Here is a 26,651-nt window from a genome sequence, read left to right on the forward strand (position 1 = left end):
CAGGGTGGCTCTGCGGCCGGTTCAGCAGGCGTCGCAGATGCTACCGAGGACGGGATCGAGATCCTTCTGCCGCTTCGTCCGCTCGTGCGGGTCGTGCAGCGGCGCGGCCGCGCGTCCCGGCGGGACCGTCTGGCCCACCGAGGACCGATAGGGCGCGTTCACCGTCGTCTCGGGCCCGCCGCCCGTGCCCGTATAGGGGCCGGCCTGCGCCGCATTCAGGCACGCCGGCGACGCGATCAGGCCGAGGATCAGTCCGGCTCGCTTCAGGGTCGTGCATGTCATGGCGTGGCGTCTCCTCATGGCATGGGGTGTGATGTCCGGTTATCGCGCGGCGCGGTGCCCCCGCTCCTGCAGGCTTCGACGTGCCCCCCTCCCGCTCGGGAGAGGGGGCCGGCGCTCCAAACGGCCGAGGATATGCGCCCGCAACCGATCGGAACGCCGGCGCCGCCTGGGCAGCCGAGCGTTCGAGGGGGCGATCAGCAGCGGTAGCCGCCGGCCGTCTGGCCGTACTGCTTCACGGGGCGGGTCTGCTGGTTGGCGTTGCCCTCGGCCGCCGAGCTCATCGGGCAGCCCTCGTAATTCGGGTTGTCGTGGACGCCGAACCCGAGGGAATGGGTCGCCTCGACATCGTAGGGCGCGAAGCCGGTCCAGCGGGCACCGTTGGCGGCCATGGCAGACGAGATCGGGGCAACGCCAAGGACAAGCGCGGCGACGACAGCGGCGATACGGGTCTTCATGGTTATACTCACGCTCTTACAAGTACGGTCCGATCGTTCGGACCCGTTTCCTCTTGCTTGAGACGAAGATGGGAAGTCTTGTCCCGCCGTGACGTGCCGACACGCACGCACCGGAGCGGATTAAAAGCCGGACGCGGCCGCAGGCAGCCGCCACCCCGCGCCCCGTCTTCGGGCGCAGGCTGCGTGTCGCGGGATCGATGGAGAGAGACGGCGCGGTCCTACAGGACCTTCGCGCGCACCGTGGTGACGACGATCTCGGCCAGGATGACCACCCCGAAGATCGCGGCCAGCACCACCGCCACCTGGTCCCAGTAAAGCAGGTTCAGGGCGGTATCGAGCGCGACGCCGATGCCGCCGGCCCCGACGAGACCCAGCACGGCGGATTCGCGGATGTTGATGTCCCAGCGGAACAGCGCGATCGACCAGAAGGCCGGCTTCACCTGCGGCCAGTAGCCGAGCAGCAGCGTCGCGCGCCGTCCGGCCCCGGCGGCCTGCAGCGCCTCGATCGAGCCGCGGTTCGATTCCTCGAGCGCCTCGGCCAGGAGCTTGCCCGTGAAGCCGACCGAACGGAGCGCGATCGCCAGGGTGCCGGCGAGCGGCCCCGGGCCGAACACCGCCACGAACAGCAGCGCCCAGACCAGGGAATTCACCGACCGGGAGGTCACGAACACGAACTTGGCGAACAGGTTCAAGGGTAGGCTGGGGGTGATGTTGCGGGCGGCGAGAAGCCCAATCGGCACCGCGATCGCGATGGCGATCAGCGTGCCGAGCGTGGCGATGTGCAGGGTCTCGACCAGGGCGCGCAGGGTCGGCCCGATATAGCCGGCATCCATCGGCCACATCCGGCCGAACAGGTCGGCCATCTGGTCGGGGGCGTCGTAGAGGAATTCCGGGATCACCTCGATCGTGCGCAGGCTCGCCACGAAGGCGGCCACGGCGAACAGCGTGAAGGCGAGGCGCGCCAGCCGCTTCCAGGGCGAGAAGCGCTGCCAGCGGCGCGGCGTGGCGAGGGCGGCTCCGGCGCTCACTGGAACACCTTCCGGGCCCAGCCCGAGACGATCTCGGCCACCATGATCAGCGCGACGATGACGATCAGGATCGCCAGCACCACGTCGTAGTCGAAGCGCTGGTAGGCGGTGAACAGGGTCGCCCCGATGCCGCCGCCGCCCACGATCCCGACCATGGTCGAGTTCCGCAGGTTGGAATCGAGCTGGTAGGTGGCAAACCCGATGAAGCGCGGCAGTACCTGCGGCTGCACGCCCATGATCAGCGTCGACAGGAAGCCGGCGCCGGTCGCCCGCACCGCCTCGACCTGTTTCAGCGAGATCTCCTCGATCGCCTCGGCGAACAGCTTGGCGATGAAGCCCACCGAGGCGACGATCAGAGCCATGACGCCGGCCAGCGCCCCGAAGCCGATCGCCTTCACGAACAGGATCGCCACGATGATCGGGTGGAAGGACCGGCACAGGGCGATCAGCGCCCGGGTCGGCCAGGTCACCCAGGCGGGCATCAGGTTGCGGGCGGCCAGGAAGCCGACCGGCAGGGCGATCACGATCCCGATCACCGTGGCGATCACGGCGATCTGCACGCTCTCGACGATGCCGGACTGGATCAGCTCCCACCGGGAGAAGTTCGGCGGGAACATCCGGGCCAGGAACTGGCGGCCGTGGCTGAGCCCGGTGGCGAAGCGCTCGGGCGCGAAGCCGAGCTGGCTCGCGGCGTAGACCGCGTAGAGCGCGAGCAGCAGCCAGCCGGCCCGGGCGGTCCAGTTGGGGCGGAAGGCGATGCGGGCGGCCGCGCTCCGGTCGGCCGGCTGGGGGACGGCGCTCATTCGAGCCAGTTCTCGCCGCCATAGATGCCGCGCAGGTCGCGCTCGCTCAGGCGATCCGGTGGGCCGTCATAGACCACATGCCCGCCCGACATGCCGACGATCCGCGTGGCGAAGCGCTGGGCCAGCGCCACGTTGTGGATGTTGACCACCACCGGCACCCCGCGCTCGGCCGCGAGCCGCGACAGGATCTCCATGATCTCCACCGAGCTCTTGGGGTCGAGGGACGAGGTCGGCTCGTCGGCCAGCACGATCTCGGGCTCCTGCATGATCGCCCGGGCGATGCCGACCCGCTGGCGCTGGCCGCCCGACAGGGCATCGGCCCGGCGCGTGGCGAAGCCCGACAGGCCGACCGCGTCGAGCAGGTCGAAGGCGCGCTGGATGTCGGCCTCGGGGAACCGGCGCAGCCAGGCCCGCCAGACCGGCACGTAGCCGAGGCGCCCGCAGAGCAGGTTCTCCATCACGGAAAGCCGCTCGACCAGGTTGTATTCCTGGAACACCATCCCGATCCGCCGCCGCGCCCGGCGCAGAGGCCGGCCAGAGAGCTTGGCGAGGTCCTCGCCGCGGAACAGGATCTCGCCGGCGGTGGGCTGGACCAGCCGGTTGATGCACCGGATCAGCGTGCTCTTGCCGGTGCCGGACGGCCCGATGATCGCGGTGAGGCCCGTGCCCGGCACCACGAGGTCGATGCCCCGCAGGACCGGCTGGCCGGCGCGGTATTCCTTGACGAGGCCGCGGATCACCAGGGCGCGCGGATCCTCCGCCCGTGCCTCGGTGCCGGGCGCGCGCAGCGCGGCGGACGCGGTCACGGCTCGCGTCACGGCTTGGCTTGGCCTTCGGCCTTCTTGCGGGCGGCCTCGGCCTCCCGGGCCGCCTCACGCTCGTAGGCGGCCTTGTTGTAGGGCGTGCCCGAATCCTCCGCGACCTTGCGCACGATCGCCCAGTCCTTGAGGTAGGTGATCGGCGCGAACCGGTCGTCGCCCTCGAAATCCTTCACCATGTCGGGCGGGAAGCGGAAGTCGTAGAAGCACTGCTTCAGCTTCTCGGCGAGCTCCGGCTTGAGATCGTGCGCGTAGGCGAAGCCCGAGCTCGGGAATTTCTCGCTCGTGTAGATGATCCGGTAGTCGTCGCCCTTGATCGTGCCGCGGGCGACCATGCGGTTGAACACGTCGGAGGCCACCGGGGCGGCGTCGTAATCGCCGGTGCCGACGCCGAGCGCCGACTTGTCGTGGCCGCCCGAGTAGACGACCTTGTAATCCTCGCCGGGCTTCAGGCCCTGCTCGGGAAACAGCGCCTTCGGGGCCAGGTTTCCGGAATTCGACGACGGCGCGGTGTGGGCGACGCGCTTGCCCTTGAGGTCGGCCAGGGTCTTGTACGGGCTGCTCGCCTTCACGACGACGATCAGGTTGTAGCCCTCGGGCCCCTTCTCGGTGCCCTTGGCGGCGAACGGCACCGCCCCGGCCATGTTCACGGCAAAGCCCAGCGGCCCGGTGGAGAAGCCCGCCACCGTGAGCCGACCCGAACGCATCGCCTCGATCTCGGCGGAGTTCGACTGGACCGGATAGTAGACGACGCGCTTGCCGGTGCATTGCGCCAGATGCGCGGTGAACGGCTTGAACGCGTTCTCGTAGACGGCGGGATCCTCGACCGGCGTGTAGGCGAACACGATGATGCTCGGGTCGCGGGTCTTGGCCGGGATGTCGGCGACGAGGTCCTGGTTCGCGTCGCAATAGGCGTCGTCGAGCTGGCCGCGATTGGCGCATTCGGCGGCCCGCGCAGGCGACAGGAGGCCGAATCCGCAGAGCAGCGCCAAGGCCGCGCCGTACCGAGCGAGTGTCACGCGTCTCTCTCCCTGCGGTGCGGTGCCGTGCGGCCCGCGCCGTCCCGTCGTCACCCGATTGCGGCGACGCTTCCCTTGCCCAACTTGTAGGTGGCGGGCTTCGGATTACGCAAGGTGGGATATGCGTGGGGACTATAAGGAAGCCGGCTTATGATTCTGCCGGCGACGAAGTTCTGGGGCGGCCGGAGGGCTGCTTACCCGATCCCGCGATGATGTCGGCACGTCGGGGTATTCAGGCCGCGACGCGCCGCTCCCGCGAGGGAGAGGGGCGCGTCTGAGGAATACGTGCGGCGCCACAGTCACCAAGCGATACACCCGCCGCCGCCGAATCCCCGCGCCCGTCAGGGCACCACGCGGCCGACGGCCGTCTGGGGCGGGCTGAACGAGGCGATCGGGAGATCGCAGAAGCAGCGCACGCCGAGCGGGCGCGGGCCCGGCAGCGGGCAAGCGAACGGCTTCGGCCCGGTCAGGCCCTGCTGCACGGCATCGCAATTGTAGCCGACGGGCTGGCGCTCGCGGCGGCGCGGCACCGGGCGGTAGCCGCCCTCGTCCGGGTCGTCGTAGCCCGGGGGCGGACCGCCGTAGCCGCCGCCATATTGCGCGAGCGCCGCCGAGCCCGGAAGGGCGACGGCCAGCGCCACGGCGGCGAGGGTCAGCCGGAACGGGGCCTTCAGCCCGGATCGGCCGTTGAGGTGGAGGCGCATTCCTGTTCCTTTCGCGCGACGCAGGTTCATCACCCGGCGCGGGCGGCTTCGACGGCAATACCGGCGAAAACGAGACGGCCCGCCCCCGGAAACCGGAAGCGGGCCGCTGGTGCGGTCGGCTGTGCCGAGGCGTCAGTGCGTCGAGCGCTCGGCGGCGTCCTGGGCGTTCTGAGCCGTCTGCTTGGCGGCGTCCTGGCCCTGCTCCATGGCCTTGCGGGCCTCCTCGGCGCTCTGCTGCATGGCCGTCTTCGCGCGCTCGGCGCCCTGCTGCATCGCGCTCTGGGCGATGCCGCTGAACTCCTTGGCCTGGGCCTGGATGGCGGCGAACTGGCTGCGCACGAACTCGGCCTGGTGCTGCATGGCCTCCTGCATGTCGCGCGAGCGGACGAGCTTCTGCGCGAGGTCGAACGCGGCGTTCACGTTCTGCTCGGCATACTCGAATCCGCGGGAGGAGACGTCCTGCGCGTTGGTGCGGGCGACCTCGGCCGAACCCTGGACGGTGTCAGCGGTGCGGCGGGCGGCGCCGATGAAGCTGTCGAACGCCTTCCGGGCCTGCTCGACGCTCTTCTCGGCGAAGTCACGCATCTCGGTCGGAACTTCGTAGTTCGGGGGGGTGCTCATCGTCGTCTCCTCTCATATTCGGCTGTTGATGGCGCCTTGTGCACTGCACAATATCTGATTCGCCGCCATATGCCACCCGCGCCGCCTTCATTAAGGTTGACATGACGTAAACGTGTGACGGTGGGCGCAAGAGTCCAGCGTCGCAACGCAGGTGGCTTTACAATAGGGGTACGGTTGCGCGTGTTTCTCGGGCAAAGCGGGCCGGAGGACGAGGGATCGGGCGTGGGTTCGAGGTCGCGGGCTGTGCAGACGACACTGACATCGACCGCCGGAGCAGATGAGGCCGCGCTGACCGCCGCGTTCGCGGCCTGGGCACGTCTGCCCAGCCTCGCGGCCGCGCTGGCCGACCCGGAGGCGGTCTGTCTCGTGATCGACCCCGCGGACGGGCGGATCCTGCTCGCCTCCCCGGCGGGGCAGGCCCTGGGCGCGGCGCTGGCGCGCGCCGACAGGACGATGCTGGCCCGGCAGGTCGCCGGCTCGAATCCCCGGGACGGCGCCCCCCGTCTTGCCCGGCTCGCCCTCGACGGTCGCCGGATTACCCCGCCGACGCTCTGCCAGGTGGTCGGCGGGACGCGCGACGACGGCCGACCGGTCGTGCTGGTGATCCCGACGGCGCCGGTGCGCTTGCCGCGCCCTCGGCAGACCGCCCCGGCGGCGCCCGAGGCGGAAGCGCCGGCCCGCGACCCGGTGCCGGTGGCGGCGCCCGCCGCGACAGCCGCCCTGAACACCGGCGACCGCTTCCTGTGGCGCAGCGATGCCGCCGGCGCGCTGACGACCCTCACCGGATCCGAGGGGCTCGCCACCCTCGTCGGCCAGCGCTGGCAGGAGCTGGCCGAGACCGGCCGAATCACCGGCGCCGACGGGATGTTCGCGGCCCTGCGCGACCGCAGCACCTTCCGGGGCGAGCCGGCCTGCCTGGATCTCGGCGACGGCCCGTTCCAGGTGGAATTGTCCGGCGCCCCCCTGGGTCGCGGGGATGCGGCCTTCTCCGGATTCGGCGGGTTCGGGCTGGTGCGCAGCGTGCCGGCCGCGCGGGCAACGACCGCGATCGAGCCGGTGCAGACCGAGCCCCAGCCGATGCCCGAACCGGTCGCCTCGGCGCCGCCCGAGCCGCAGCCGGCACCCTCGACCGAAGTGCCTGCCCCCGTCTCGGCGGAGCCGGCCGTCGCCGTCCTCGAGCCGGAACCGGTCGGACCGTCTCTGCCGGCCGAGGCGCCTGTCACGGCAGCCCCGGCGCCTGCCGCCGCGACGCCGCCCGCAGCCATCGTCGAGCAGCCGTCGCTGTCGACCGACGAGCACGCCGCCTTCCGGGAGATCGCCCGGGCGCTCGGCGCCCGCTACGCCGGCGACGAGGCCTCCGCCGAGACACCGGTGCTGCGCGAGGGCGGCGCGGTCATGCCGTTCCCCGGCCCGAATCCCGGCGCCGCGGAGACCCGCGAGGCCCCGGCCGCCCGGGACGCCGAACTCCTCGCCGGGCTGCCCCTGCCGACGCTCGTGCATCGCGACGGCGCGATCCTGGCGGCGAATCGGGCGCTCCTCGACCTGGCCGGCTTTGCCGATGTCGCGGCCCTGACCAAGGCCGGGCTCGACCGGCTGTTCCGGGGCGTCCCCCAGCCGGACGCCCCCGATCCGGCCGCGCGTCGCACCGCGATCGAGACCGCCGACGGCAGCGCCCGCGCGGTCGAAATCCTGGGCGGCGCCTGCACCTGGGCGGGCCAGCCCGCGGCCTGCCTAGTCCTGCGCCCCCTCGACGAGGCGGATCCGGCCGGCGCGCTCGATGCCGAGCGCCTGGCCCGCGAAGCGCAGGCCGAACGCACGGCCGCGGCCGAAGCGGCCCTCGATGCCCTGGAGGCCGGGGTCCTGACCCTCGACGCCGCCGGGCGGATCGTGGCGCTGAACCGGGCGGCCGCCGAGCTGTTCGGCTGCGATCCCCGGGAGATCGTCGGCGCCAGCCTCGTCGCCCTGTTCGACCGGCAGAGCGTGCTCGCGGTGGCCGATGCCCTGCGCGGCGCGGCCAAGGCCCCCTGCCCGGTCTCGGTGGGCGGCCGGACGCTGACGATCGGCGTCTCGCCGGCCCGGGAGGACGGGCGGCGCGTCGCCGTGCTGAGCGCCGCGCAGGCCGAGATCGCGCCGGCCGCCGAGCCGCCGCATCCGGCCTCCGGTGCCGGCCTCGACGCGGCCCTGGCACGCCTGGACCGGGCCTTCCGCGGGCCGCTCACCGGGATGATCGAGCTCGCCGACGCGATGCTGCGGGAGCCGTTCGGCCCCCTGGGCGACGCGCGCTATCGCGGGTGCCTCACCCAGATCAAGACGTCGGGCGGGCTGATGCTGGAGCGCGTCAGCGAACTCCTCGACCTCGCCACCGTGGAGGCCGGCGCCCTGCGGCTCGACCCGCGCCCGATCGCCCTCAACGACGTGGTGGCGAGTTGCGTCGCCCGGCTTCAGGCCGAGGCCGCCCGCGGCCGGATCGTGGTGCGCACCAGCTTCTCCACCGATCTCGCCGACCTCGAGGCCGACGAGCGCTCGGTGAGCCGCGCCGCGAGCCTGGTCATCGAGCACGCGATCCGGCGCTCGGCGGCCGGCGGCCAGGTCATCGTCTCGACCGGCTCGACCGAGAGCGAGGGCGTCGCGCTGCGGGTGCGGGATACCGGCGCCGGGACGGCGCAGCCGGCGGCCGAGCCGTCGGACGAGGTCGAGGACGGCCTCGCCCTGCCCCGCGCCCTGGTGGAGGCCAATGGCGGGCGGCTCCAGCTGTCGGCGCGCCCGGAGGACGGCACCCTGGTGGAGATCATCATGCCGACGCGCCGCGCCGCGAACGGCTGAGCGCCCGGCCGGGATCGCACGGGCGGGCAGGACTTCGAAACACCAGCCCGCGGCTGACGTTCAGGCCGCCAAGCTCGGCTTGACAGAGCACCGGGCGGGCTTCAATTAAGCCTTACATTGCGCCCAATTGAATTCCGGATCTTCGGATCCGGCTCAGGCGGGCCGGCGACGATATCGTCCCCGCAAGATGTAGGCTACTTTACTTTGGAAGTCCTGGCTGCGCGGCCCACGCCGCGATACGATCGGGCACCAAACAGGGATGGAATGCCATGGAAGGCAAGGTCGTCGAAGTGCAGGCTGCGTGGCGTGAGGGTGCTCACGTCGACGACGCCCAGTATCGCGCACTGTACGAGGCGTCGGTCTCAAATCCCGACGCTTTCTGGGGTGAGCACGGCAAGCGCATCGACTGGATGACGCCGTTCACCAAGGTCAAGAACACGAGCTTCGAGCCCGGCCGGGTCTCGATCAAGTGGTTCGAGGACGGCAAGACCAACGTCGCCTACAATTGCATCGACCGGCACCTCGAGACCCGCGGCGACCAGACCGCGATCATCTGGGAAGGCGACAACCCGGACGAGTCCAAGCACATCACCTACCGGGAGCTGCACGCGCAGGTCTGCCGGATGGCCAACGTCCTGCGCAACCGCGGCGTCGGCAAGGGCGACCGCATCACCCTATACATGCCGATGATTCCCGAGGCCGCCTACGCGATGCTGGCCTGCGCGCGGCTCGGCGCGATCCACGCCATCGTGTTCGGCGGCTTCTCGCCGGATTCGCTGGCCTCGCGCATCCAGGGTTGCACCTCCAAGGTGGTGATCACCGCCGACGAGGGCCTGCGCGGCGGCCGCAAGGTGCCGCTGAAGGCCAATGTCGACGCGGCGATCAAGCGGATCGGAACCGATCTGGTCGAGCACGTGATCGTCGTGCGCCGCACCGGCGGCAGCGTCGAGATGGAGCCGGGCCGCGACGTCTATTACGACGAGGCCGCCGAGCAGGTGACCGACCATTGCCCGGCCGAGCCGGTGGAGGCGGAGCACCCGCTGTTCATCCTCTACACCTCGGGCTCGACCGGCCAGCCGAAGGGCGTGGTGCACACGACCGGCGGCTACCTGGTCTACGCCGCGATGACCCACCAATACGTCTTCGATTATCGCGAGGGCGACGTGTACTGGTGCACGGCCGATGTCGGCTGGGTCACGGGTCACAGCTACATCGTGTACGGGCCGCTCGCCAACGGCGCGATCACGCTGATGTTCGAGGGTATCCCGACCTACCCGTCGACCTCGCGGTTCTGGGAGGTGGTCGACAAGCACAAGGTCAACATCTTCTACACCGCGCCGACCGCGATCCGCTCGCTGATGGGCGGCGGCGAGGGACCAGTGAAGAAGACCTCGCGGGCCTCGCTGCGGGTGCTCGGCTCGGTGGGCGAGCCGATCAACCCGGAAGCCTGGGAGTGGTACTACAACGTCGTCGGCGACAAGCGCTGCCCGATCGTCGACACCTGGTGGCAGACCGAGACCGGCGGCATCCTGATCTCCCCGCTCCCGGGCGCCACAGCCCTGAAGCCCGGCTCGGCGACGCGGCCGTTCTTCGGCGTGAAGCCCGAGATGGTGGACGCCGAGGGCAAGGTCCTGCAGGGCCCGTGCGAGGGCAACCTCTGCATCGCCGATTCCTGGCCCGGCCAGATGCGCACGGTCTACGGTGACCACGAGCGGTTCGAGCAGACCTACTTCTCGACCTATCCGGGCAAGTACTTCACCGGCGACGGCGCCCGCCGGGACGCGGACGGCTATTACTGGATCACCGGCCGGGTCGACGACGTGATCAACGTCTCGGGCCACCGGATGGGCACCGCGGAGGTCGAATCCTCCCTCGTCGCGCACCCGAAGGTCGCCGAGGCCGCGGTCGTGGGCTACCCGCACGCGGTCAAGGGCCAGGGCATCTACGCCTACGTCACCCTCAACGACGGCGAGGAAGGCGACGACGCCCTGCGCAAGGAGCTGGTGGTCTGGGTCCGCAAGGATATCGGCCCGATCGCCTCGCCGGACCTGATCCAGTTCGCCCCAGGCCTGCCGAAGACGCGCTCCGGCAAGATCATGCGCCGGATCCTGCGCAAGATCGCCGAGGACGATTTCGGCGCGCTCGGCGACACCTCGACGCTCGCCGAGCCGGCGGTCGTCGAGGACCTGATCGAGAACCGGCAGAACCGGCCCTGATCGCGGCGTGCCGCGCCGGCGCGTGACGCGGACGAGACGGGTGCCGGTCCGGCGCCCGTCTCCAACAAGAACCACGAATCTTGGTCTCAAGAGGAACCGGAAGGCCGAAGCGCCTTCGCGGGAGGACAACGTCATGAGCGGCTCGACACTCGGCCTTCGCGGGGGCACGGCGCCCCCACCATCCCGCACCGCCGCTGCGGCGGTCGATCCGCAGATCGACCGGATCGTCCGGACCCCGGAATTCAAGCAGCTCGTCGCCGAGCGCACCCGGTTCGGCTGGATCCTGACGATCCTGATGCTGGTCGTCTATTTCGGCTTCATCGGCCTGATCGCCTTCGACAAGTCGCTCATGGCCGTGAAGGTCGGCGGCGGCACCGCCTCGCTCGGGTTGTTCATGGGCGTGTTCGTGATCCTGTTCGCCTTCGCCCTCACCGGCATCTACGTGGCCCGGGCCAACACGCGCTTCGACGCGCTGAGCGACGCCCTGAAGCGGAGCGTGGGCCGATGAACCGGATTCTTCTCGGCCTGACGCTGGCCACGATCACGGCCTGCGCGGCCTATGCGGCCGGCCCCGATCTCGGCGCCGTGAGCCAGGCGGCCACGAACTGGCCGGCCATCGGCATGTTCCTGTTCTTCGTCGTGCTGACGTTGGGCATCACCTACAAGGCCGCCAAGGGCACCAAGTCGGCCGCCGACTTCTACGCCGCCGGCGGCGGCATCTCGGCCGGGACCAACGCCCTGGCGATCGCCGGCGACTACATGTCGGCCGCCTCGTTCCTCGGCATCTCGGGCCTGGTCTACACCTCGGGCTTCGACGGCCTGATCTACTCCACCGGCTTCCTGGTCGGCTGGCCGATCGTGCTGTTCCTGATCGCCGAGCGCCTGCGCAACCTCGGCAAGTTCACCTTCGCCGACGTGGCGAGCTTCCGCCTCGACCAGACCGCGATCCGCATCATCTCGGCGGTGGGCACCCTGGTGGTGGTGGCGTTCTACCTGATCGCCCAGATGGTCGGCGCCGGTAAGCTGATCCAGCTCCTGTTCGGCCTGCCCTACCTCTACGCGGTGATCATCGTCGGCGTGCTGATGATCGTCTACGTCGCCTTCGGCGGCATGAAGGCGACCACCTGGGTCCAGGTGATCAAGGCCTGCCTGCTGCTCGGCGGCGCGTCCTTCATGGCCGGCGCCGTGCTGCTGAAATACGGCTTCAACCCCGAGGCGCTGTTCGCCAGCTCGGTTCAGGTCCACCCGAAGGGCGACGCCATCATGGCGCCCGGCGGCCTGGTCTCGAACCCGATCGAGGCGATCTCGCTCGGCGTCGGCCTGATGTTCGGCACCGCCGGCCTGCCGCATATCCTGATGCGGTTCTTCACGGTCTCGGATGCCCAGGCCGCGCGCAAGTCGGTGTTCTACGCCACCGGCCTGATCGGCTACTTCTACATCCTGACGTTCATCATCGGCTTCGGCGGCATCGCCCTGCTGATGTCGGATCCGAGCTACTTCAAGCTCGGCGCGGCCGGCACCTTCGACAAGCTGAAGGACATGATCGGCGGCACCAACATGGTCGCCGTCAATCTCGCCAACGCGGTCGGCGGCCCGTACTTCCTGGGCTTCATCTCGGCGGTGGCCTTCGCGACCATCCTGGCGGTGGTGGCGGGACTGACCCTCGCCGGCGCCTCCGCGGTCAGCCACGACCTCTACGCCCAGGTGATCAACCGCGGGCGCACCACCGAGAAGCACGAGGTCAACCTGTCGAAGATCTCGGCTGTGGTGATCGGGCTCGTGGCGATCTATCTCGGCTACGTCTTCGAAAACCAGAACGTCGCCTTCATGGTCGGTCTGGCCTTCGCGGTGGCGGCGAGCTGCAACTTCCCGGTGCTCGCCATGTCGATCCTGTGGCGCGGCACGACCACCTGGGGGGCGCTCGCGGGCGGCCTCGTCGGGCTGATCTCGGCGGTCGGGATGGTGGTGCTGTCCAAGGCCGTCTGGGTGGTGACGTTCGGTAACGCCGCGCCGATCTTCCCCTACGACAACCCGGCCCTGTTCTCGATGCCGCTGGCCTTCGTGACGATCTGGGCCGTGTCGAGCCTCGACAGGTCCCGCAAGGCCCAGCGCGAGCGCGCCGCCTTCGAGGCGCAGTTCGTGCGCTCCGAGACCGGCATCGGTGCTGTGGGCGCGCACGCCCACTGAGACGGCGGCTCACTGGCGAGAACCGGGGGGCGCGGCGCGAGCCGCGCCCTTCGTCGTTCGGGCCAGCCGCGGTCGTCGGCAAGCCGCCATGTTGATGACGGCTCCCACCATCACATTGCGGATTGACCGAGGGGTTCCTTACCGTCACGCATACGTGATCTGCGCCCCGTGCAGGGCGCGCAGTCCGCCATCTGCGGCCGACGCCATCGGCCGCGCGCGTCGTCTGGGAGGTACCGGGTCATGGCTGGGGCAACTGCGATCCCGCGGGCGGGGGATGCCGCGAGACCGATGAGTTCGGCGGAGAAGCGGGTGATCTTCGCCTCTTCGCTGGGCACCGTCTTCGAGTGGTACGATTTCTATCTCTACGGCTCGCTGGCGGCGATCATCGGCGCCCAGTTCTTCTCGGCCTATCCGCCGGCGACCCGGGACATCTTCGCGCTGCTGGCCTTCGCGGCGGGCTTCATCGTCCGGCCGTTCGGCGCCCTGGTCTTCGGCCGGGTCGGCGACCTGGTCGGGCGGAAATACACCTTCCTGGTCACGATCCTGATCATGGGCCTGTCGACCTTCATCGTCGGCATCCTGCCCAACGCCGCCACGATCGGCATCGCGGCGCCGATCATCCTGATCGTCCTGCGGCTGGCCCAGGGCCTGGCGCTCGGCGGGGAGTATGGCGGCGCGGCGACCTACGTGGCCGAGCACGCCCCCAACGGTCGGCGCGGCTTCTACACGAGCTGGATCCAGACCACGGCGACGCTCGGCCTGTTCCTGTCGCTGCTGGTCATCCTGGCGACCCGGACCTTCACCGGCGAGGCGGCGTTCGCCGAATGGGGCTGGCGGATCCCGTTCCTGGTCTCCGTCCTGCTCCTCGGCATCTCCGTCTGGATCCGCCTCCAGCTCTCGGAATCGCCGGCCTTCCAGAAGATGAAGGATGAGGGGAAGACCTCGAAGGCGCCGCTCACCGAGGCGTTCGGGCAGTGGAAGAACGCCAAGTTCGCGGTGATCGCCCTGTTCGGCCTCGTCGCCGGCCAGGGCGTGGTCTGGTACACGGGCCAGTTCTACGCGCTGTTCTTCCTGCAATCGATCCTGAAGGTCGACGGCTACACGGCTAACCTGCTGATCGCGTGGTCGCTGCTTCTCGGCACCGGCTTCTTCGTGGTGTTCGGCTGGCTGTCGGACAAGATCGGCCGCAAGGTCATCATCCTAGCGGGCTGCGCCATCGCGGCGGCGACCTTCTTCCCGATCTTCAAAGGCATCACCGCCACCGCCAACCCGAAGCTCGAAGCCGCGATCGAGCGCGTGAAGGTCACGGTTACGGCCGATCCGGCCGCCTGCGGGACCCTGTTCAACCCGGTCGGCACACGGGTGTTCACGGCGCCCTGCGACCTCGCCCGCGACTTCCTGTCGAAATCCTCGGTGAAGTACGACACCGCGCCCGGTGCGCCCGGCCAGCCCACCACGATCCGGGTCAACGAAACCGAGATCGCCTATCCGCAGGGCGGCGCCCCCGAGGCCAACAAGGCCGTGACCGCCGCGCTCCAGGCGGCGGGCTACCCGAAGGCCGGCGATGCCGACATCGTCAAGATGGCGAACCCGTTCGACATCTTCCGGCCGCAGGTCGCCCAGGTGATCGGCCTGCTGTTCATCCTCGTGTTGTTCGTCACGATGGTCTACGGCCCGATCGCCGCCATGCTGGTGGAGCTGTTCCCGACCCGGATCCGCTACACCTCGATGTCCCTGCCCTACCATATCGGCAACGGCTGGTTCGGCGGCCTGCTGCCGGCCACCGCCTTCGCCATGGTGGCCCAGACCGGGGACATCTATTACGGGCTCTGGTACCCGATCGTGATCGCGGTCGCGACGGTGATCATCGGGCTGCTGTTCGTGCCCGAGACCAAGGATCGCGATATCTTCGCCGATACCTGAGCGCCGCCACGCCGATCGCCTGACGACACCCGGGCCGCCCGCGCGGTCCGGGTGTTCTGCGTTTGGGGCTCAAAGCCGGCTCCCGGATCGCGCCGCGCCGCCGGATCGCGGCCGGTCGCGCAAGCAGCAGCGTCACGCGGCCCGAACAGGCCGAATCGGTATCGCGCGCCCCTGTCAGCGGCGCCGATCGCCCAGGCTATTGTCGCAGGTGCGCTTGATCACGCATGGACCCGGCCGGGCGCGGTACTGGCTATCCTGCGACCTCCGGACGCCCTGCGTGGCCGCAAAGCAATATACCGCGAAAGATTGACATTCCCGCGTGACACGGCAGCGAAGAGACTATCATCGTCACTCGTCTAGTGGTACGGGCGGCACGCGCAAGTGCGAGATACAGACATACAAGTTGTATTGCGACAACCGCTTGTTGCCAATCAAAAATCAGTTTTGACGGAACCAAGAGCCGCATTCGGCCGTCTTCGACACGCTTTATGGCAAGACAGGATATCTAACGTGAACGACGTTCTGACACAGTTCCGTCGAAAGAGCGGCAGCAAGCCGCCGTTGTCCCTGGTCCTTGCCGCCAATGTCACGACGATCGTGCTCTGGGCCCTGATCTGTAACCTGGCGGAACGTCCGATCTGGCTATGGTAGCGGCGACGGCCCGTTCCGCTTGTCTGCGTAAAGACCGCTGCAATAGGCGCCGAGCAGGTAGCCGGCTTGGTGGGCGGTGAGATAGCCGAGCACGATCAGCACGTGGAGCAGGTCGAGCCCCGGTCCGAAGGCGAACAGGATCAGTGCCCCGACCATGATCAGGATCGAGGTCGCGATCATGACCAGCATGGTATAGGACCAGCCGATCAGCACGCCGACCACAAATAGCACTGCAGCGAGTAACATCGCGTCACCTGGCCCAAGGTTGTTCAGCGCACGCCGCTAAAACAACATCCCCGAAATGGGGCTCCGAAGCCCTATGTCACGGGCGCCGCACACGCGATCCACGAACAGATCGCGCAATCCGTCGCAAAAGTTCCGCCGGACCGCGGATTTCCCATGCCGCGCAGGCGCTGAAATATCAAGCCCTGGCACACATCCTGCTCAATTCGCATAAAATGCAGCGTTTTCGGCGGCCCGATATTTGGTTTTGCAAAATCGATGCTGCAAGATTGCCCGATCGCTGGGCAACGTGTCGCCGATAGATCCATAGTCGAACTGCCGGCCCCGCGATTCGGGGCTGCCGAATGCCGTCTGGGCGCATCCGTTTCTGGGCACAGCGTTAACACGACGCCCGCCCCGCAAACGCGGCGCGCACCAGCTCCGACGCTTGACGCGCCGGCAGTCCGAGGCCCGCGCAACCGCGCGCCCGACCGGCGGGGCATACCACGCAGCCGCCGCCCGCCCCGGGGTGAACCGGCCGGTTTGCAGTGGGGCCATCGCCCCTTCGTCTCGGCAATGCGTCCGGTGCGGGGCGCGGGGCGCCGCGGGACCGTCTCGCCTCAGTGCCGGAAGTGGCGGTGCCCGGTGAAGACCATCGCCAGCCCGGCCTCGTCGGCGGCCGCGATCACCTCGGCATCGCGCATCGAGCCGCCCGGCTGGATCACCGCCGTGGCGCCCGCCTCGGCGGCGGCCAGCAGGCCGTCCGCGAAGGGGAAGAAGGCGTCCGAGGCGACCACGGAGCCGACCGCCAGACTCTCGGCGACGCCCAGGCGCTTGGCGCCCTCGGCAGCCTTCCAGGCGGCGATGCGCGAGGAATCGACCCGGGACATCTGCCCGGCCCCGATCCCCACCGTGGCGCCAGCCTTGGCGTACACGATGGCGTTTGACTTCACGTGCTTGGCGACCCGGTAGGCGAACCGGAGATCGGCCGATTCGGCCTCGGTCGGGGCGCGCTTGGTGACGACCTTGAGCGGCATGTCGTCGACCACGACCGCGTCCCGGCCCTGGATCAGCAGGCCGCCGGACAGGGTGCGGACGGTCTCGCCCGGCGCCCGCGGGTCAGGCAGGCTGCCGGCGAGCAGGAGGCGCAGGTTCTTCTTGGCCGCCACCAGGGCGATGGCCTCGGGCGTCGCGTCCGGGGCGATGATCACCTCAGTGAAGATCTCGACGATCTTGCGGGCGGCCTCCGCGTCCAGCGTCCGGTTCAGCGCGACGATGCCGCCGAAGGCCGAGGTCGGGTCGCAGGCGAGCGCCCGCTCGTAGGCCTCGATCAGGCTGGCGCCCTCGGCGACGCCGCAGGGATTGGCGTGCTTGATGATCGCCACCGCGGCGGCGCGCGCCGGGTCGAACTCCGCGACGCATTCATAGGCGGCGTCTGTGTCGTTGAAGTTGTTGTAGGACAGCTCCTTGCCCTGGAGCTGGCGGGCGGTCGCGACCCCGGCCCGGACCAGGCCGGGCGCCCGGTAGAAGGCGGCCGACTGGTGCGGGTTCTCGCCGTAGCGCAGGCTCTGGGCGAGCGTGCCCCCGAAGGCGCGGAACCGGCCCGGCGCCTCCGTCCCGAACTGCACCGCCATCCAGTTGGCGATGGCGGCATCGTAGGCGGCGGTGCGGGCGAAGGCCTTCTGGGCCAGCTGGCGGCGCAGGTCGCCGCCCACGGCGCCGTCGTTCTGCTCCAGGGCCGCGAGGATTGCGGGGTAATCGGAGACGTCGGTGACGACGGCGACGTCGGCGTGGTTCTTGGCGGCCGCGCGAATCATCGCCGGGCCGCCGACATCGATATTCTCGATGCAATCGGCCTCCGGCTTGTCGGCCGCGATGGTCGCCTCGAACGGGTACAAGTTCACCACCAGGAGGTCGATCGCCCCGATGCCGTGGGCGGCGAGCGCGGCCTGATGCTCGGGGTTGTCGCGGATGGCGAGCAGGCCGCCGTGCACCGCCGGGTGCAGGGTCTTCACCCGCCCGTCCATCATCTCGGGAAAGCCGGTCAGGTCGGCGACCTCGGTGACCGGCAGGCCGGCTTCCTGAAGGGCGCGATGAGTGCCGCCGGTGGAGACCAGCGCGATGCCGCGGGCGTCGAGCGCCCGGGCGAATTCGACGAGGCCGGTCTTGTCCGAGACCGAGAGGAGCGCGCGGGAGACCCGCACCTGATCGTGCGCCATAGCAGCTTGCCGAACCTTGAGATTTCGGCGCGCGGTAGCATGGAACCGGGGCACGGGGCCAGCCGGGATCAGGGGGCGATCGCGCCCCGCATCGGTGCCGAGGCCAGCCGCTCGAAGCTCCAGCGCACCTCGACGTCGTCGGACACGCGCAGGTGCAGCACGATCTGGTCGGTGCGGCGCGGCCCGGTGAGGCCGGAGAAATACACGCTCTCCTCGATGGCGATCTCGGCACCCGAAGCCCGGAACACCCAGATCTCGCCGAGGGCCGAGGCCAGTTCGAGCCCCTCGGGCACCCCGCGCACCGCGATGCCGGGATGCAGGTGGAAACGAATCGCCACGTCGTGGCCGCGCAGCCGGCCCTTGCCCTGGCGCAGGAAGGCATCCCGGCCCTCGAGCCGGGCCTCGGCGGGGAAGAGATGCCAGCGCCGCTCGTGCACGATGCCGAATTCCGGCGCGTAGCCGTCATGCCTTGCGGCCAGCACGGTGCTGTCGGCCTCCTCGACCCGCTCGGCCGCCACCGCGGCAGGGCCGCGCAGGACCACGGCGCCGCGCCGGCGGATCAGCCACTCGGCGACCACGCGCTCGCCCCACCAGCCCGTGGCGGTGAGGAACCGGCAGGACGAGGAATCGGCGACGCTGGCGGTCGAATGGGCCGGCGTGGACCGGGCGAGCAGGCGCAGGTCCGGCCCGGAGGCCGGCAGGCCGCAATTGACCACGATGCGTTGCGGCCCGCTCGACATCTCGAAGGCGAGGCAGCCCGCCCCGGCATTGAGCGAGTAGGGCAGCGGCGGGCTCTTGCCGACATCGGCGACCACGATGACCCGGCCGCCCTCCAGGCGCTCGTAGCCGGAATTCGGCGCGTGCATCATCGGCCGGGCGAGCGCGCCGTCATAGACCAGGAGCGTGGCGAGATGGTCCGCGTCGGTGGCGCCCATGCCGTTGAAATGGCTGAGCGACGCGTCCGGGTGGCGCAGCAGCCGCAGCAGAGGCAGCATCCGGTCCACCGCCCGCAGCAGGGCGGCCGGCGGCTCGACGCTGCGGCTGAGATAGCTCTGGCGCAGGGGCAGCAGGTCGAGCAGCAGCTCCATGGCGAAGCGCGGGTCGCGAGAGCGGTGGCCGCCATCCGTGAGGATCTGCCGGTCGAGCTCGCGCGACAGGATCCGGGTCGCCCGGCGCAGGATCGGCTGGATGCCGTCGCAGCACAGGCCGGCATAGCAGAGCGCCACGGCGGCGTTCAGGCGCCATTGCGGCGGCACGCCCCGCCGGAGGTCGCGCTCCAGCTGCTGGGCGTTGCGGGCGATCGCCTTCAGGAAGTTCTGGTAGAAGGTGTGGTCGGCCCCCTCGAGCACGAGGGGCGACTGGCACAGGAACGAGATCAGCCGCCGGGCCGCCACCGGGGTGTGGCGGGCCAGGGCCGGGTCGCCCCGGCCGGCGATGAAATCGGCCACGAAGGCCCGGGCATTGGCGCGGGCGAGCGCGGTGTCGGCCGCCCGCAGGTGGCGCAGCCAGCCGAAGCCGTAGAGCTCATCGGCCCATTCCGGTGAGGGCGCCGCGTAATCGAAGGGCGAGCCGCCGCTCGCCGCGAGCGACCGGCCGGCGAAGACGAACATGCCGGCATAGATGTCGTCGGCGAAGGTGGCGTCGGAGGTGCGCAGGTCCTGCGGGGCGATCACCAGCCCGGTGACGCGCATCCGCGCCAGGATGTCGGGCGAGGCGGTGAGGCTGGCGCCGACAGCACGAAGGGTCCGCGCGGTCTCGCGCGCCACGAGCCGATAGAAGCGCCAGCGGTCAGGCCCCCAAGCCACGCGATCTCCGAGCCAAGCGATCTCACCAGGCCCCAAGGGCCCGAGCCCTCGGATACGAGGATCGGCTGGCACCCGTTTCGTTTCAGGGTAGAGGCGGCCTCTTAACCGGCGGTTTACGCTATGTCATTCCCGCGGCGGGAAAGAATGCGGGATCATGCACGCTCCGGTTGTGTCGTTCCGGCAGCGCGTCCGTAGGTTCGGCTCTGAAAACCGGGGGTCGGGCGCTCAGCCCGGGGTCAGGGCCGCGTCGAACGCCCGCAGGTTCGAGCGCATCATGTCCAGATAGGTCGCCGCCGGCCCGTCCGGCCCGGACAGGGCGTCGGAATAGACCCTGCCGCCGATCCGCGCGCCGCCCTCGCGGGCGATCTGCTCCATCTGGCGCGGGTCGCTGATGTTCTCAAGAAACACCGCCGGCACCTTCTCCCGGCGGATCTGCCGGATGATCGCCGCGATATCCCGCGGGCTCGCCTCGCTCTCGGTGGACACGCCCTGGGGCGCGATGAAGCGCAGCCCGTAGGCATCGGCGAAATAGCCGAACGCGTCGTGGGTGGTGATGATCCGGCGGTTCTCCGGGGGAATCTTCTCCACCGCCCGGCGCACCGCCTGGTCGAGCTCGTCGAGCTGCGCCGTGTAGGCCTCGGCCGCGGCCCGGTAGGCCTCCGCATGGGCCGGATCGACCTTCGCCAGGCCGTCGCGGATGTTGGCGACGTAGATCCGCACGTTGGCGACGCTCTGCCAGGCATGCGGATCGACCGCGTGGTGGTCGTGGTCGTGACCGCCGTCGGCATGGGCGTGCTCGTGCACGGCGGCGATGGTCTTCACCCCCGTGGAGGCGACGACGACCGGCGCGCGGGTGCCCGAGGCCCGGATCAGCCGGTCGAGCCAGCCTTCGAGCCCCAGCCCGTTGACGAACACGATGTCGGCCGTCGCGAGCTTCTTGGCGTCGGCCGGGGACGGGCTGAAGCCGTGCGCGTCGGAATCGGGGCCGACCAGGTTCGTCACCGCCACGTGCGGGCCGCCGACGACGCGCACGAGATCGCCGAGGATCGAGAAGCTCGCCACCGCGCGGATTCTCTCGGCGTCCGGGGCCGCCCGGCTCGGAAGAGAGAAGCCGAGCCCCAGGATGAGCCCCACCAGCCACGCCAACCGAACCGTCCCGCGCACGTCCTGTCCTCCCAATCCACCGGGGTCACGGAGCCTGTAATGTAACAATGTTACATACACAAGCGGGATACACGGCCGGCGCCTGATGCGCGCTGTGGGTCGCTGCCGGGTCATCGCCGCGGCGACCGAGCGTGAGATGGAGCATGCCATGTCCGGACGTTTGAGAGCCGCCCTTCTCGTCACCGGTGCCCTCGGCCTGGGCCTCGTCGGAGCGGCCGCGGCGCATGACCGTGGCTCCGACGGTTTCCGGGGCCACGGGCGCTGGAGCGCGCTAACCCCGGAGGATCGGGCCGCCTTCGCGGATGCCCGCATCGCCGGGCTCCATGCCGGCCTAAAGCTCAATGCCGACCAGGAGAAGCTGTGGCCGCCGGTCGAGGCCGCGCTGCGCGACATGGTCAAGCTGCGCCAGCAGCGCCGCGAGGCGATGCGCGACCGTCCGAAGATGTCCGACGACGCGCCGGCCGCCCTGCGGGCGATGGCCGATGCCGCCTCCGCCCGGGGCGAGGCCCTGCGCAAGCTCGCCGACGCCGCCCAGCCGCTCTACGCGAGCCTCGACGAGGGCCAGAAGCGGCGCGCCATGATCCTGGCCCGCCCGATGGGCGGCCATCGCCACGGCGGCTGGCATCGCCATCGCGACGACGAGCGCGGCCCCGGCGGCGACGACCGCTGAACGCGGCCGACGGCAAAAAACTTGATCCGCGGCGGCGGCGGCTGCAAACCGCTGCCGCCGCGGATCTTGCCTCAGGGAGCCCGGTGACAGGACCGAACCGGTAAGCTCCATGGCGCGCCTCCCCGGCGACACCTTCCCCCTCCTCGTCCGCCTGTGGCGCACCTGGCTCTATCCCCACCGCGCGACGCTCGCCGTGGTGCTGGTGCTGATCGCCCTGGTGGGCGGCTCGACCGGGCTGTACCCGGCGCTGATCAAGGCGGCCTTCGACGCCTTCGACCGCAAGGATGCGGCGGCCATCGCCTACGGGCCGCTGGTGGTGATCGTGGTCACGGCTTTGCGCGGCTTCTCGCTGTTCGGCCAGACGGTGCTGACCAACCGGGTCGTCACCCGGGTCGAGGCCGACATGCAGGCGGCGCTCTACGGCCACCTGATCGAATCCGACCTGGCGCAGCTCGGCCGCGAGAGCCCTGCGGCGCTGACCCAGCGCTTCACCACCGATTTCGCCTTCATCAAGGAGGCGCTGACCCGCATCTCCACGGTGCTGCTGCGCGACATCGCCATGCTGATCGGGCTGGTCGCGGCCTTGATCTGGATGGATCCGGTCCTGACCCTGGTCGCCGGCCTGACGGTGCCGTTCGTGGCCGGGCCGATCGGGCGGATCGGCAAGAAGCTCCGGCGAGTCTCGACCACCACCCAGGAGCAGATGGGCGCCACCGCCAGCCTGATCTCCGAGAGCCTGCAGGGCGCCCGGGTCGCCAAGACCTACGCCATGGAGAGCTACCTCAAGGGCCGGGCGGTGCAGGCGCTCGATGAGGTGCGCCGCCTCAAGATGAAGGCCGCCAACGCCCGCGGGCGCCTCGACCCGCTGCTGGAGGTGGGCGGCGGCATCGCGGTGGCGGGCGTGCTGGTGCTGGTCGGGCAGCGGGTGCTGGCCGGCGAGCGGACGGTGGGCGATTTCACCGGCTACGTGGCGGCCCTGCTGCTCGCCGCGCAGCCCGCCCGGGCCTTAGGCAACCTCAACGCCATCCTGCAGGAGGCGGCGGCGGCGTTGCGGCGCTATTTCGACGTGATGGACGAGGCGCCCCAGATCCGCGAGGCGCCCGATGCGACGCCGCTCGTCGTCACCACCGGGGAGATCCGGTTCGAGGGCGTGCAGTTCCGCTACCGGCCGGACGCGCCGGCGCTCGAGGGGATCGACCTCACGGTTCCAGCCGGCGCCGCCACCGCGCTGGTCGGGCGCTCGGGCTCCGGAAAATCCTCGCTGCTCAACCTCGTGCCACGGCTCTACGACGTCGCCGCCGGCCGGGTGACCATCGACGGGCAGGACGTGCGCGCCGTGACGCTTGCCTCGCTTCGCGCCGCCGTCGCGGTGGTCTCGCAGGAGGTGGTGCTGTTCGACGACACCATCGCGGCCAATATCGGCTTCGGGCGACCCGGGGCGAGCCGGGCCGAGATCGAGGCGGCCGCCCGCGCCGCAGCCGCCCACGACTTCGTGACCGCCCTGCCGGAGGGCTACGCGTTCCGCGTCGGCCCGGCCGGAAACCGCCTTTCCGGCGGCGAGCGCCAGCGTGTCGCCCTGGCCCGGGCCTTCCTCAAGGACGCGCCGATCCTGCTCCTCGACGAGGCGACCTCGGCGCTCGATTCGGAATCCGAGCGCCTGGTCCAGGAGGCGCTGACCCGTCTGATGCGCGGCCGTACCACCCTGGTGATCGCCCACCGCCTCTCGACGGTGCGGGAGGCCGACCGGATCGCCGTGATGGAAGCCGGCCGCGTCATCGAGACCGGCCGTCACGACGACTTGATCGCGGCCGGGGGCGCCTATGCCCGCCTGCACCGGATGCAATTGTCGGAGCCGGCGCCCGCTGCCTGAGCCGACCTGCTATCGAGCCGCCGGCACGGCAAATCCGGCGCATGAGTCATGCGCGCGCTCCGTAGATTCGTCCGCCGGAGCGCGGCATAAGGGCTTGAGTCTATGAGGACCCCACCCGTGAGCGACCTGACGTTCGAGACCCACGCCCATCCCGCCCGCCGGACCAGCGCCGAGCGGGCTGCCCTGATGGAGAATCCGGGCTTCGGCAAGGTGTTCACCGACCACATGGTCGTAGCCCGGTACTCGGCCGGTCGCGGCTGGCACGATGCGCGGATCCAGGCGCGCGAGGCGATCCCGCTCGATCCCGCCGCCGCGGTGCTGCACTACGCGCAGGAGATCTTCGAGGGCCTGAAGGCCTACCGCACCGCCGATGGCGGGGCCGCCCTGTTCCGCGCCGACGCCAATGCCCGCCGCTTCCGCCAATCGGCCGAGCGCATGGCGATGGCGCCGTTCCCCGAGGATGCGTTCGTCGAGGCGATGCACAAGCTGGTGCAGATCGACCGCGACTGGATCCCCGACACGCCCGACGGCAGCCTGTACCTGCGGCCGTTCATGATCGCCAACGAGGCGTTCCTGGGAGTGAAGCCGGCCTCGGAATACCTGTTCGTCACCATCGCCTCGGCGGTGGGCTCCTACTTCAAGGACCCGACCGGCACGGTCACGGTCTGGATCTCGGAGCATTTCACCCGCGCCGCGCCGGGCGGCACCGGGGCGGCCAAGTGCGGCGGCAACTACGCCGCGAGCCTCGCCGCGCAGGCCGAGGCCGCGCGCCAGGGCTGCGAGCAGGTGGTGTTCCTCGACGCGGCCGAGCGCCGCTACATCGAGGAGCTCGGCGGCATGAACGTGTTCTTCGTGTTCGCCGACGGCACGCTCCAGACGCCGCCGCTCTCCGACAGCATCCTGCCCGGCATCACCCGCGACTCGGTGATCACCCTGGCTCGCGAGGCGGGGCTCACCGTCAAGGAGGAGCCCTACACGGTCGACGCCTGGCGGGCCGACGTCCGCACCGGCCGGCTCACCGAGGCCTTCGCCTGCGGCACCGCCGCGGTGATCACCCCGATCGGCACCGTGAAGGGCCGCGAGGACAACTTCACCATCGGCGACGCGGTGGCCGGCCCGGTGGCCCGCCGGCTGCGGGGCATGTTGGTCGATATCCAGCGCGGCACGACCCAGGACTCGCACGGCTGGTTCCAGAAGGTCTTTTAGGGCATCGTCCGGACAGACACTGTCCGGCACCCGAAAACAGACGATGCCCCACCAAAACCTGAGGGCATCGTCCTGGATCCGATCTTCAGGACGATGCCCGAGGCTCGTGCGCCCCGCCCGGGCGCATCCGTGACCGGACCGGCCGCCGCTCCCCCGGTCGCCGGGCCTTGGAATCCCGGCGTCCAGTCGGACCTTCCGGCCGCCTTCGCGCCTCTGATCACCGTCTATCGCCCCGAGCACGTCGAGACGCCGCTGCGCGACGCCCTCGAGATGAGCGACCTGTGCGGCCTGCCGGCCCGCCAGCTCACCCGGATCCGGCCCTGGCGCCTGGTGGTCCACGAGGTGCTGATCCGGGTCATGTCCGACCTGTCGGTGCCGGTGGGCGCGGTCTACGCGGATCTCGGCGTCAATTTCCGGTCGATCGTCGCCGCCATCCTGCGCGAGGGCATCGAGCCCCGGCTCGGTGAGGTCGAGGCGGCCCTGGCGGCGCTCCGCGCCGAAGCCGACGCCGTGCTCCAGCGCGAGATCGCCGCGATCCTCGACGACCCGCCGCCCCCGGCAGCCCCGGAGCCCGGCTGGCTCGACCGGCTGCTCGGGCGTCGCCCGCCACCGCCGAGGCCGCCGCCCCGGCAGGATCCCGCGACCCGGGCGCTGAACCACCTCGAGGCCTGGCAAGGCCGGGCGCTGCAGGCCGGCGACGGCCTGGAGATCGCCGCCTGCGAGGCCCTGCGCGGCGTCGTCTCCGGGATTCTCGCGCGGCAGAATACCCTGATCCGCGATCCCGCCCTGTTGCGCGGCATCGCCGGGACCCTGGTCTCGAACGGCTACGGCAGCCGCCGCATCGGCGAACTGATCGAGCCCTGGATCGCCGCCGTGGTCGAGGCCCGGGGCTATCGGCGTCTCGCCCCGCAGGCCCATCCGGTGGTGATGAACGTCAAGGGTGCCTCGGCATCCGGCAAGAGCACGATCCGACCCTACCAGCTCGGGCTGGCCCGGCGGCTCGGGATGGCCTGGTCGGACTTCGCGGTGATCACCCCGGACGTCTGGCGCAAGTTCCTGCTCGACTACGACAGCCTCGGCCCGGCGACCCGGTATGCCGGTACGCTCACGGGCTACGAGGTCGAGATGATCGACATGAAGCTCGACCGCTACGTCACCCGCAAGGCGGCGGAGCGGCGGATCTCGAACCTGCTGATCGACCGGTTCCGGTTCGACAGCTTCCAGGCCGAAGCCGGCTCGGATGGCGGCGGCCAGTTGCTCACCCGGTTCGGCGAGCGGGTCTACATGCAGTTCATGGTGACGCCGCCGGCCGACACGGTGGAGCGCGCCTACAAGCGCGGCGAGCAGTTCGGCCGGTTCAAGGCGGTCGAAGACCTGCTGGCCCACAACGTCGAGGCCTATACCGGCATGCCGCGCCTGTTCTTCAACTGGGCGCTCGCCCGGGACAAGCAAGTGGTCTGCGAGTTCCTGGACAACAGCGTCCCGCAGGGGGAGCGCCCGCGCACCATCGCGTTCGGGGCCGGCGGGGTCCTCAACATTCTCGACGTGAAGGGGCTGATCGACATCGACCGGTTTCGCAAGGTCGACATTTTCGCTCACGGGCCCGACGAAGTCTTTCGCGGGGTCGACCTCGCGGCGGCCGCCAACACCAGCTTTCTGCGCGATTGCCTTCGGCGGATGGACGCGGTCCGGTTCGCCCGGGCCGAGACCGGCCGCGTTTTCGTCCGCCTCGATCGCGGGCGCGTCACCGGCCTCGATCGCGGGGTCCTGTCGGAGGTAGCGGATGATCCCGATTGGGAGGCGGCCCGCGCGGTGATCGGCATCGCCGAGGATGCCGCCGGGATACCGGAGATCGATGAGACGCTTGTCCCGGCGGACGAGCCGACGCTGGGCAGCTGGGGACCCAGCGCGACCTGACCGGCAGACGGAACAATATTTCCGAGACTGACAGCGAACCGCCACCGT

At 70.3% G+C, this 26,651-nt stretch carries 22 protein-coding genes; 10 read left to right on the forward strand and 12 right to left on the reverse strand.

The annotated features are described in order from the left end of the window. Positions 1-21 precede the first annotated feature (21 nt). The 8 genes from BMZ47_RS14615 to BMZ47_RS14650 all read right to left on the reverse strand — a co-directional run bounded on the left by BMZ47_RS14615 (position 22) and on the right by BMZ47_RS14650 (position 5,730). The gene (locus tag BMZ47_RS14615) at positions 22-282 is read right to left on the reverse strand and encodes a hypothetical protein (protein WP_007564863.1); all 261 of its coding nucleotides are present in this window, start codon (positions 280-282) and stop codon (positions 22-24) included. A gap of 194 nt (positions 283-476) precedes the next feature. Beyond that, entirely contained in the window at positions 477-737 is a 261-nt protein-coding gene (locus BMZ47_RS14620; protein ID WP_091863182.1) for a hypothetical protein, read from the reverse strand. Between the two features lie 218 nt (positions 738-955). Next, positions 956-1,765: a phosphonate ABC transporter, permease protein PhnE gene (gene phnE, locus BMZ47_RS14625; RefSeq protein WP_091863183.1), complete on the reverse strand. Its 810-nt coding sequence runs from the start codon at positions 1,763-1,765 to the stop codon at positions 956-958. Next, on the reverse strand, positions 1,762-2,568 hold the full coding sequence (phnE, locus tag BMZ47_RS14630) for a phosphonate ABC transporter, permease protein PhnE (protein ID WP_007564858.1): 807 nt from the start codon (positions 2,566-2,568) through the stop codon (positions 1,762-1,764). The genes phnE (BMZ47_RS14625) and phnE (BMZ47_RS14630) overlap by 4 nt, the downstream gene beginning before the upstream one ends. Continuing rightward, positions 2,565-3,386, reverse strand: coding sequence for a phosphonate ABC transporter ATP-binding protein (gene phnC, locus BMZ47_RS14635; protein WP_091863184.1), 822 nt, complete (start codon positions 3,384-3,386; stop codon positions 2,565-2,567). Before phnC ends, phnE (BMZ47_RS14630) begins: the two co-directional genes overlap by 4 nt. Then, on the reverse strand, positions 3,383-4,405 hold the full coding sequence (gene phnD, locus BMZ47_RS14640; RefSeq protein WP_091863185.1) for a phosphate/phosphite/phosphonate ABC transporter substrate-binding protein: 1,023 nt from the start codon (positions 4,403-4,405) through the stop codon (positions 3,383-3,385). The genes phnC and phnD overlap by 4 nt, the downstream gene beginning before the upstream one ends. A gap of 341 nt (positions 4,406-4,746) precedes the next feature. Further along, a complete protein-coding gene (locus BMZ47_RS14645; RefSeq protein WP_091863186.1) occupies positions 4,747-5,109 on the reverse strand; it encodes a hypothetical protein in 363 nt (120 codons plus the stop codon). Positions 5,110-5,241: 132 nt separating this feature from the next. After that, positions 5,242-5,730: a phasin gene (locus BMZ47_RS14650; protein WP_007564850.1), complete on the reverse strand. Its 489-nt coding sequence runs from the start codon at positions 5,728-5,730 to the stop codon at positions 5,242-5,244. Positions 5,731-5,973: 243 nt separating this feature from the next. Here BMZ47_RS14650 and BMZ47_RS14655 point away from each other — a divergent pair, with 243 nt between their 5' ends. From BMZ47_RS14655 to BMZ47_RS28610, 6 genes are all read left to right on the forward strand, one after another. After that, positions 5,974-8,553, forward strand: a complete 2,580-nt coding sequence (locus tag BMZ47_RS14655) for a PAS domain-containing protein (RefSeq protein WP_091863187.1) — start codon at positions 5,974-5,976, stop codon at positions 8,551-8,553. 269 nt (positions 8,554-8,822) lie between these two features. Continuing rightward, a complete protein-coding gene (acs, locus tag BMZ47_RS14660) occupies positions 8,823-10,769 on the forward strand; it encodes an acetate--CoA ligase (protein ID WP_091863188.1) in 1,947 nt (648 codons plus the stop codon). Positions 10,770-10,902: 133 nt separating this feature from the next. Further along, entirely contained in the window at positions 10,903-11,277 is a 375-nt protein-coding gene (locus BMZ47_RS14665; RefSeq protein WP_091863189.1) for a DUF485 domain-containing protein, read from the forward strand. Then, a complete protein-coding gene (locus BMZ47_RS14670) occupies positions 11,274-12,956 on the forward strand; it encodes a cation acetate symporter (RefSeq protein ID WP_091863190.1) in 1,683 nt (560 codons plus the stop codon). The genes BMZ47_RS14665 and BMZ47_RS14670 overlap by 4 nt, the downstream gene beginning before the upstream one ends. Positions 12,957-13,196: 240 nt before the next feature. Next, a complete protein-coding gene (locus BMZ47_RS14675) occupies positions 13,197-14,879 on the forward strand; it encodes an MFS transporter (protein WP_425285067.1) in 1,683 nt (560 codons plus the stop codon). Positions 14,880-15,389: 510 nt separating this feature from the next. Next, positions 15,390-15,530 (forward strand): hypothetical protein, encoded by a 141-nt coding sequence (locus BMZ47_RS28610; protein ID WP_007564839.1) that lies wholly within the window; start codon positions 15,390-15,392, stop codon positions 15,528-15,530. Here BMZ47_RS28610 and BMZ47_RS14680 read toward each other — a convergent pair. The 4 genes from BMZ47_RS14680 to BMZ47_RS14695 all read right to left on the reverse strand — a co-directional run bounded on the left by BMZ47_RS14680 (position 15,522) and on the right by BMZ47_RS14695 (position 20,940). Then, complete coding sequence (locus BMZ47_RS14680) at positions 15,522-15,776, reverse strand: hypothetical protein (RefSeq protein ID WP_007564837.1); 255 nt, start codon at positions 15,774-15,776, stop codon at positions 15,522-15,524. The two genes, BMZ47_RS28610 and BMZ47_RS14680, sit on opposite strands and share 9 nt — an antisense overlap. Positions 15,777-16,372: 596 nt before the next feature. Continuing rightward, positions 16,373-17,971: a bifunctional phosphoribosylaminoimidazolecarboxamide formyltransferase/IMP cyclohydrolase gene (gene purH / locus BMZ47_RS14685; protein ID WP_091863192.1), complete on the reverse strand. Its 1,599-nt coding sequence runs from the start codon at positions 17,969-17,971 to the stop codon at positions 16,373-16,375. A 68-nt stretch (positions 17,972-18,039) separates the two neighbouring features. After that, positions 18,040-19,776 carry a heparinase II/III family protein gene (locus tag BMZ47_RS14690; RefSeq protein ID WP_091863193.1) on the reverse strand — a complete coding sequence of 579 codons (1,737 nt, stop codon included), beginning with the start codon at positions 19,774-19,776 and terminating at the stop codon, positions 18,040-18,042. A 225-nt stretch (positions 19,777-20,001) separates the two neighbouring features. Continuing rightward, positions 20,002-20,940, reverse strand: coding sequence for a metal ABC transporter substrate-binding protein (locus tag BMZ47_RS14695; protein WP_424974335.1), 939 nt, complete (start codon positions 20,938-20,940; stop codon positions 20,002-20,004). A 148-nt stretch (positions 20,941-21,088) separates the two neighbouring features. Between BMZ47_RS14695 and BMZ47_RS14700 the strand changes: the two genes are divergently transcribed. From BMZ47_RS14700 to BMZ47_RS14715, 4 genes are all read left to right on the forward strand, one after another. Further along, on the forward strand, positions 21,089-21,610 hold the full coding sequence (locus BMZ47_RS14700) for a Spy/CpxP family protein refolding chaperone (protein WP_091863301.1): 522 nt from the start codon (positions 21,089-21,091) through the stop codon (positions 21,608-21,610). A 109-nt stretch (positions 21,611-21,719) separates the two neighbouring features. Continuing rightward, positions 21,720-23,480 carry an ABC transporter ATP-binding protein gene (locus tag BMZ47_RS14705; protein WP_091863194.1) on the forward strand — a complete coding sequence of 587 codons (1,761 nt, stop codon included), beginning with the start codon at positions 21,720-21,722 and terminating at the stop codon, positions 23,478-23,480. A 102-nt stretch (positions 23,481-23,582) separates the two neighbouring features. Further along, a complete protein-coding gene (locus BMZ47_RS14710) occupies positions 23,583-24,686 on the forward strand; it encodes a branched-chain amino acid aminotransferase (protein WP_167369050.1) in 1,104 nt (367 codons plus the stop codon). Between the two features lie 93 nt (positions 24,687-24,779). Then, entirely contained in the window at positions 24,780-26,603 is a 1,824-nt protein-coding gene (locus BMZ47_RS14715; RefSeq protein WP_244536820.1) for a DEAD/DEAH box helicase family protein, read from the forward strand. Positions 26,604-26,651: the final 48 nt, after the last annotated feature.

It is taken from the genome of Methylobacterium brachiatum (genome assembly GCF_900113845.1).
GTDB classification, from domain to species: domain Bacteria; phylum Pseudomonadota; class Alphaproteobacteria; order Rhizobiales; family Beijerinckiaceae; genus Methylobacterium; species Methylobacterium brachiatum.